This is a genomic window from Borrelia crocidurae (assembly GCF_000825665.2).
In the GTDB taxonomy this organism is placed as follows: domain Bacteria; phylum Spirochaetota; class Spirochaetia; order Borreliales; family Borreliaceae; genus Borrelia; species Borrelia duttonii.
Window position 1 is genome coordinate 200,592 of the sequence record NZ_LN609267.1, and the last position, 7,959, is coordinate 208,550.

Below are 7,959 nucleotides of genomic sequence, written 5' to 3' on the forward strand. Positions count from 1 at the left end.
ATAAAAACATTTGAAAATAATAAAGTAAATTTCAGCGTATCAAAAATAACAAATAAAAATATTAACGAAATATATAATTTATATCTAAAAGAAAAAATTCCAATTTTAATCATAAGCAACAATAGAGAACATTCTCTTTTACAATATATAAAAGAAAATAATCCTTATGATATTTATAAAGCAATAGAAGAAACAATTAAAACTGAAAACAATATTCAAAATGAAGATACACTACACTATGTTATTATCAACACTATATTTAAAAAATGGATTATAAATGAAATTACACTTATCATAGCGATATATGCCACTTATAACTTTATTACATGTAATAATGATTATAAGATTCAAAAAAACCAGCATCATACTAAGAAAAACAAAAGAAAATTATCATAAAATTATAAAACTATTTTCTATATTATTCCTAAGCTCATATCTTTCTATACTATTTACAAATAAAATGCTATTTGCATACGAAAATATTATAGATTATGATATTATAAATCCAGTATATTTGGTAAATTTTTTTCTAACCTTATTTAACTTCAATCTAATATCCTACTTTGCATACAATTATAAAATACATCTAAACTTAAAAGAACTTAAATACTTAGCAATATCAACTTCCATAGTTGAGTTTATCATAGTGTTATACATCAAAATAGAACTGACTTAAAAGAGTATAAAGAAGCAATGAAAATTAATACTAATGATACTCCTTATAATCTAAAAATCTTAAAAAAATTAATAATAATATTCATTTGGGTAATAAATCTTATATTAATAACATCAATACAAACAACTTTAATGATATCAAGACCTATTGAACTAAGCTATTTCATAGCAATATCACTATTCTCAGCAATACTCGCCAATATTGTAGAACATTTAAAACACAAAACTACAACAATAAAACAAGAATTTCAAAAATCAGAAAAGATCGAATTTATAATTCTTCTCTTAATAATTGCCATCATCATAATTTCATACGACATAGAAAAAATTGCAACAATAAAAATATCCCAAACAATCAGCTTCCCAGAACATAAAAATGAAATTAATGTCAAATACTTACAAGACAACAAAAATACAATTCAACTCTCAATAAAAGATCTCAATTTAAAATTAGATAAAAATCAAACACAAATAAAAAAGGAAACCAAAATACAAGAAAAATTAATAGACGTATCTTTTCACAAAATAGACGCAGCAGAGCGATCGATTTATACAATTAAAATCACCACAACAAAAATTGCAGAACAAATTCATTTGTACCTAGAAAATGCATCTGAACTCATTGTATATCAAAGTAATACCCCATACAAAATAGTATCTAACAATATAATATTCACAGCAAATAATATCAAAAGCAATATAACAAACATAACCTTCACAATTAAGTGCAAAGAAGACATTAAATATAATGCTTTTGCCTACTTTGATACTAATAAAAATGAAGTCAAAATATACGATCAAAAAACAAAAAAAGAAATAAAAAATATCAATATAGATTATTCATACACAATCAAACATTCAGGAATACTTCCAAAATCATCAAAACAAGATTTAGACCCCTTTTTTAAACTTCAAAATGATAAAGAAATTGAAAATTTAAAAAATTTAAATTTAAACTAACTCTCTAGCCTAGTAAAATCAATTTTATCCTTACGCTTTTTATAACTCTCAAAAGCCAAAGTGATTAATTTATCAACCAAACTCTCATAACTAAGACCATCATGTTCACACATTTTAGCAAACATAGAAATATCTGTAAAACCTGGAATTGTATTTACCTCATTAACATAGAGTAAATTGGTATCTTTTGATATCAAAAAATCAATCCTTGCCATGCCTCTAAGTTCCAAATATTTATAAGTTAAAAATGCATATTCTTTAATATCTAATAAATGTTTCATATCAAGATGAGCAGGGATATTAAACACAATTGAATCTCCAGGAATAGTAGAATACTTAGCATCATAATCATAAAATATAAAATCCTGCACAATAATTTCACCAGGTGTAAATATTTTAATCTGATCATTTCCAATAACAGCACATTCAATTTCTCTTGCTTTAATAAATTTTTCTACAACAACTGTCAAATCATATTCAAAAGCTTCTTCAATATATTTTTCAATCTGAGAAACATTATATGCAACATTAATTCCAATTGAAGAACCTAATACAGAAGGCTTCACAATTACAGGATAATTTAATTTATTATTTATATCCTCTTTTATTCCCTCTTTATTTAAAATATAATCATCCTTTTTAAATCCAATAAAAGACACTACAGGAATATTAAAACTTTTAAGCAAAACCTTACAGAAATATTTATTAATAGAAATAGCACTTCCTAAAATACCAGCACCAACACAAGGAATATCCATCATCTTTACAAATCCCTGAATAGCACCATCCTCACCTGTTCTTCCATGAATAATAGGAAATATAACATCTATCTCAAGAGATTTATTATTTACAAATATCCCACAACCAGGAATAAAATTAACAATAGAAGTAGTATGTCTTTTAATCAATTCAGCGCTACTGGGAACAGAATCTAACAAATACCAAATTCCAGTAACTTTATCAACAAAAACCGAAAATACATTATACTTATCAAGTTTCAAAAGAGATGAATAAATCCCATAAGCAGATCTAAGAGAAATTTCATGTTCAAAAGAAACTCCTCCAAATATTAACATAAGATTTCTTTTCATAACACTAACCCCTATTTCCCAAACTTAAAATAATATCTTTAATAACCGCTTGTTCATCCCAAAAAATACTTTTATCTTTATAGATTATTGAACTTTCATGTCCCTTTCCAAGAGTAACCACCAAATCGTCACCACATGCAATATTTATTGCTTTTTCAATTGCACATTTTCTATCAGGAATAAAAAACAAATCTTTATTTAAGGTTTTTGTTACAATTCCTTCCGCAATATCTCTAATTATTTGCATAGAATCCTCACCTCTTGGATCCTCATCACAAAGTATTATTACATCTGAATACTCATCTGCAATTTCTCCCTGCAACCTTCTCTTAAGAATATCTCTCTCCCCAGCAGAACCAAAAACAGAAATTAAACGCTTCTTTGCAAGTCGTTTAAATATAGGAAACATTTTAAGAAAAGCACCTGGGGTATGTGCATAATCAACAATTAAAGAAAAATCTTGGCCAAAATTAATATCTTGCATGCGTCCATAAAGACTCTCAATATTAACAAGCTTATAAATAAGTTTTGAAATATCAACATTCATAACTTGACTAACAACAATTAAGGCAGCCATAACATTTTCAACATTAAAACTACCCGTCAAATTAACTCTAGCAGCATATTTAATTTTATTATGATAAAACTCAAATTCAGTAAAACCCATTTGTTCATTAATCTTACTTATAAAAAAATCAGCTTTTTCATTTTTCAAACTATAGGTATAAGTCCTATTAATAGAATTCATAAACACAGAAAAATGATTATCATCCATATTGATAATACCAAAACCACCATGAAAATTTGCAGAATAAAAAAGATTAAGCTTGGCTCTCAAATAATTCTGCATGGTACCATGAAATTCAAGATGTTCATGACTGATATTAGTCAAAACAGCAACAGAATATTCAATATCAAGAAGCCTTGATGTCCTATCATCAAGACCATGAGAAGTTGATTCAATAATAGCATATTCAACATTATTAGCAACCATTTTACTGAGAACTAAATGAATTTCTGTTGATTCTGGAGTAGACTGCCTATAGGGATTTTTCACTAAAGTACCACTTCCATCTTCAAGAAACACTGTTGAGATAAACCCAACTTTAGCACCCATAGATTTTAATAAAGTATAAATATAAAAACAAACAGAACTCTTACCATCAGTTCCTGTAACACCAATAATTTTAAGTTTTTTTGAGGGCTCATCATAAAAAACATGAGCAAAATTTGACATAAATCTTTTTATATTACAAGGATCAACTTTAATATACGTTACTTTTGAATCATAAAAATCAATATCATTAGTATGAACAACAACATTACTACCTCGTTGAATTGCTGATTCAATAAATTTTTGACCATTAAAATGCAGCCCAGGAAGAGCAAAAAAAACGAAATTAAATGAAACACATCTTGAATCATATGCAAGTCCCAATATTTCCACTTCACAAGACCCTATAATTTTCTGTATCAAATTTTGATTTAATCTAAATAAAACATCATTAAGTACTTTTCTATTCATATTCATAAAGTTTACAAAAATAAAATTTATTTTTATATAAAAATTTCAAAAGAGAATACCCAAAAAATCAATTATTATTTAAACTATAAAAGTGAAAAAAGACTGTTTACAATTCAAATATTTTTTTATAAACTAACTAATGTTTCATATGGCGCTGTACCCAAGTGGCTAAGGGAAAAGTCTGCAAAACTTTGATTCGCCGGTTCGAATCCGGTCGGCGCCTTGTAAACAAAGCTTAAAGGTCAATGTGTTTTTTATAAAGGCAAACAAAATTAAAGACAATGATTTTAAGATAAATTAAAATAATAACTATGTTAGAATTAATCATTATATTAATACTTATAATATTATCGGCAATTTTCTCAGCATCAGAAACAGCCTACACATCATTAAGCCTCATCCAACTTCAAGACATAAAGAAAAAAGGAAAATTAGGAACAGTAGTATACAATTTATCACAAAACCCATCAAAACTCGTCACAACAATTTTAATTGGCAATAATATTGCTAATATAACAGCAAGCACTCTGACAACAAAATTTGTTCTTGATAAATATGGTAATAATTCTCTTGCATTCTCAACTGGAATCATAACAATAATAGTACTCATCTGTTCAGAAATATTTCCTAAACAGATTGCAATCCTAAATAATGAGAGTATAGTCTTATATACCTCTATTTTTATTAAAACATTAACAATAATATTCACACCAGCAATATACATAATTAATGGAATAGTCAAAATTTTATTAAATCTATGCAAAATAACAACAAATCAAAAAATAACTAAAGATAGTATAAAAAATATGTTGTCTTTAGCAGAAAAATTAGGAATTTTAGAAAATGATGACAGAATATTCATGCAAAAAATGCTAAATATAGGAGAAGTTAGGGCATCTGAAATTATGACACATAGAACAGAAGTATTTTCGCTTTCAAGTACATCAAAATTAAAAGATAAAATTAAACTAATTAAAAAAGAAGGATATTCAAGAATTCCCATATATAAAGGCCAAAATAGAGAACAAATAATAGGAATCTTAATAACTAAAGATTTAATTGAAATAAGTAAAAAAAAACTTGAAAAAAATATTATTAAATTCATAAAACCTGCTGTTTTTGTACAGCAAAACAAAAGAATAAAAGACATATTAGACATCATGAGACAAAAACAAAAAATAATGGCAATTGTTATTGATGAGTACGGTGGATTTTCAGGAATACTCACAGTAGAAGACATAATGGAAAAAATTTTCGGTGCAATATTTGATGAATATGATTTCGAAGAGAAAAAACAACTCATTACTAAAAAAGACGATAACATTTACTTAATATCAGGAGAAACAACATTTGATGAAATTGAAGAAACAGTGGGAATTAAAATTCAACATAAAGACTACATCAATACAATGGGAGGATACATAATGGACTTACTTGACAAAATACCTACAAAAGGAGAACAGGTTAATACAGAACACGGAGAATATCTCATAGAAGAAATTCAAAACCATAAAATAAAAAAAATAACATTTAAAAAAATTCAAAAGGAATGAATATTTGGAAAAATTGTCTATTAAGTAAAGTTCAATGTAAACATAAAATACACCTTATAAAAAATATTAGTTAATTATTGTATCAAATACATATTTTAATATGTCGAGATCACGTTTTTCTTTATCAGTCATGTAAGATCTGTAGGTGTTATGGGAGATAACAGAACATATGAATATACTATAATTCTAATTGTATTAGTAATAATATTAATAATCACCATTTCAAATGTTTTCATTGTTGGACCATCTGATGAAGCGGTCATTCTTCGTCTTGGTAAATTAAATAGAATACTTGAACCAGGAATACATATCAAAATTCCATTAATTGAAGAAAAATTAATTGTACCAGTAAAGATCATACAAGAAGTTAAATTTGGGTTTAATGCAAACAACAATATGGTAATCAATCCAGATGAAGATGAAGGAATTATTATTACTGGAGATTTAAATATAATTAAGGTTGAATGGTTAGTGCAATATAAAATCAGTGATCCATATTCTTTTATGTTCAAAGTAGAAGATCCAGAAAAAACCATAACAGACATTGCAAAAGCATCAATGAACAGATTAATTGGAGACAATACTATTTTTGAAATCATTAACGATAATAGGGTTGGTGTCACAGAAGGAGTAAGAGATTCTATGAATGAAATTATTAAAACATATAATTTAGGAATCGATATTATACAGGTACAAATCAGAAATGCCATGCCACCAAAAGGAAAAGTTTATGAAGCATTTGAAGATGTTAATATTGCAATCCAAGATAAAAATAAATTTATAAATGAAGGGAAAAAAGAATTTAATCAAATTATTCCAAAAATCAGAGGTGAAGCACTCAAACTAATAGAAGAAGCTAAAGGATATAAAGAAAACAGAATAAATAGTGCATTAGCCGAAACTGCCATATTTAATGCAATTCTAGATGCATACATAAAAGATCCAGAAATTACAAGAGAGCGAATATATAACGAAACAATGAAAGAAATTCTTGAAAATAAAGACAATATTGAAATTATTGACAAAAACTTAAAAAATTTCCTTCCTTTTAAGGAGGTTAAGTAAATGAAATATATACTAAAATTTTTACTCTATTTTGCTAAGATTTTAGCTTTTACATTAATGTTCGGTTTAATATTATTAGCTATAACACAACCAATCTATATTTTAAAAGAAAATGAAATTTCAATAACTACAAGACTCGGTAAAATTGAGAGAACAGAAAATACAGCTGGTCTTAAATATAAAATTCCATTTATTGAAAATGTACATATTTTTCCTAAATACATACTTAGATGGGATGGAGAACCTCAAAGAATTCCAACAGGAGGAGAAGAAAAACAATTAATCTGGATAGATACAACTGCTAGATGGAAAATTGTAGACATTAATAAATTTTACACAGCAATTAAAACAATGTTTAGAGCTTCTATTATAATTAATGCAGCGATTGAACCTGCAGTAAGAGGTGTCATTGCAAAATATCCTTTACTTGAAATTATAAGAAGTTCAAATGATCCCATTCAACGCCTATCTGATGGAATATTAACCCCACAAGACATTACAAATAATACAACCTATAAAATCACAAAAGGTCGAAAAATAATTGAAAACGAAATAATTGAAGTATCTAATCAAAATACAAAAGATATTGGAATTGAAATTGTAGATGTACTTATTAGAAAAATTGGTTATGATCCAAGTTTAATTGATTCCGTACACAACAGAATGATTTCAGAAAGACAACAAGTAGCAGAAGAACAAAGAAGTATAGGAATTGCTGAGAAAACAGAAATTCTTGGTAGTATTGAAAAAGAAAAACTAAAACTATTAAGTGAAGCAAGGGCCGAAGCTGCTAAAATTAAAGCTGAAGGAGATAGTAAAGCTGCACAAATTTATGCAAATGCCTACGGACAAAATACCGAATTTTATAAATTATGGCAATCACTAGAAAGTTATAAAATAACACTTAAAGATAAACGAAAAATATTTTCAACAGATATGGATTTTTTTAAATACTTACATCATACAAAATAAAAAATTGGTTTCAATTGGTTAAAAATCAAAAGATAAATAAATATCAAAAAAACAAATTATAAATGGGTATATACTATCGGTATTAAGACCCATTTATTTTCTTATTTAAGAATAAGAA

The 7,959-nt window shown here is 26.5% G+C and carries 6 protein-coding genes, 1 tRNA gene and 1 pseudogene; 6 read left to right on the plus strand and 2 right to left on the minus strand.

What is annotated here, in order from left to right; all coding sequences use genetic code 11:
- Positions 1-396 (plus strand): annotated as a pseudogene (locus tag BN1173_RS04830) (hypothetical protein); the annotation flags it as partial.
- A gap of 297 nt (positions 397-693) precedes the next feature.
- The gene (locus BN1173_RS04835) at positions 694-1,635 is read left to right on the plus strand and encodes a hypothetical protein (RefSeq protein WP_246040019.1); all 942 of its coding nucleotides are present in this window, start codon (positions 694-696) and stop codon (positions 1,633-1,635) included.
- Here BN1173_RS04835 and BN1173_RS01010 read toward each other — a convergent pair.
- Together BN1173_RS01010 and BN1173_RS01015 are read right to left on the minus strand one after the other, a co-directional pair.
- Positions 1,632-2,726, minus strand: coding sequence for a D-alanine--D-alanine ligase (locus BN1173_RS01010; protein WP_025400582.1), 1,095 nt, complete (start codon positions 2,724-2,726; stop codon positions 1,632-1,634). The two genes, BN1173_RS04835 and BN1173_RS01010, sit on opposite strands and share 4 nt — an antisense overlap.
- 4 nt (positions 2,727-2,730) lie before the next feature.
- Positions 2,731-4,251: a UDP-N-acetylmuramoyl-L-alanyl-D-glutamate--2,6-diaminopimelate ligase gene (locus BN1173_RS01015; protein WP_040236006.1), complete on the minus strand. Its 1,521-nt coding sequence runs from the start codon at positions 4,249-4,251 to the stop codon at positions 2,731-2,733.
- A 150-nt stretch (positions 4,252-4,401) separates the two neighbouring features.
- Between BN1173_RS01015 and BN1173_RS01020 the strand changes: the two genes are divergently transcribed.
- From BN1173_RS01020 to hflC, 4 genes are all read left to right on the plus strand, one after another.
- Positions 4,402-4,474, plus strand: a tRNA-Cys gene (locus BN1173_RS01020).
- 88 nt (positions 4,475-4,562) lie between these two features.
- Positions 4,563-5,804, plus strand: a complete 1,242-nt coding sequence (locus BN1173_RS01025) for a hemolysin family protein (protein WP_012537968.1) — start codon at positions 4,563-4,565, stop codon at positions 5,802-5,804.
- A gap of 150 nt (positions 5,805-5,954) precedes the next feature.
- Positions 5,955-6,869 (plus strand): FtsH protease activity modulator HflK, encoded by a 915-nt coding sequence (gene hflK / locus BN1173_RS01030; RefSeq protein WP_040236009.1) that lies wholly within the window; start codon positions 5,955-5,957, stop codon positions 6,867-6,869.
- The gene (gene hflC, locus BN1173_RS01035; RefSeq protein ID WP_040236010.1) at positions 6,870-7,841 is read left to right on the plus strand and encodes a protease modulator HflC; all 972 of its coding nucleotides are present in this window, start codon (positions 6,870-6,872) and stop codon (positions 7,839-7,841) included.
- The last annotated feature ends 118 nt before the right edge of the window (positions 7,842-7,959 follow it).

Excerpts from the sequence above, each read along its gene's own strand:
- BN1173_RS04835 (WP_246040019.1), top strand. The coding sequence starts at position 694 with ATGAAAATTAATACTAATGATACTCCTTATAATCTAAAAATCTTAAAA.
- BN1173_RS01010 (WP_025400582.1), bottom strand. The coding sequence starts at position 2,726 with ATGAAAAGAAATCTTATGTTAATATTTGGAGGAGTTTCTTTTGAACAT.
- BN1173_RS01015 (WP_040236006.1), bottom strand. The coding sequence starts at position 4,251 with ATGAATAGAAAAGTACTTAATGATGTTTTATTTAGATTAAATCAAAAT.
- BN1173_RS01025 (WP_012537968.1), top strand. The coding sequence starts at position 4,563 with ATGTTAGAATTAATCATTATATTAATACTTATAATATTATCGGCAATT.
- hflK (WP_040236009.1), top strand. The coding sequence starts at position 5,955 with ATGGGAGATAACAGAACATATGAATATACTATAATTCTAATTGTATTA.
- hflC (WP_040236010.1), top strand. The coding sequence starts at position 6,870 with ATGAAATATATACTAAAATTTTTACTCTATTTTGCTAAGATTTTAGCT.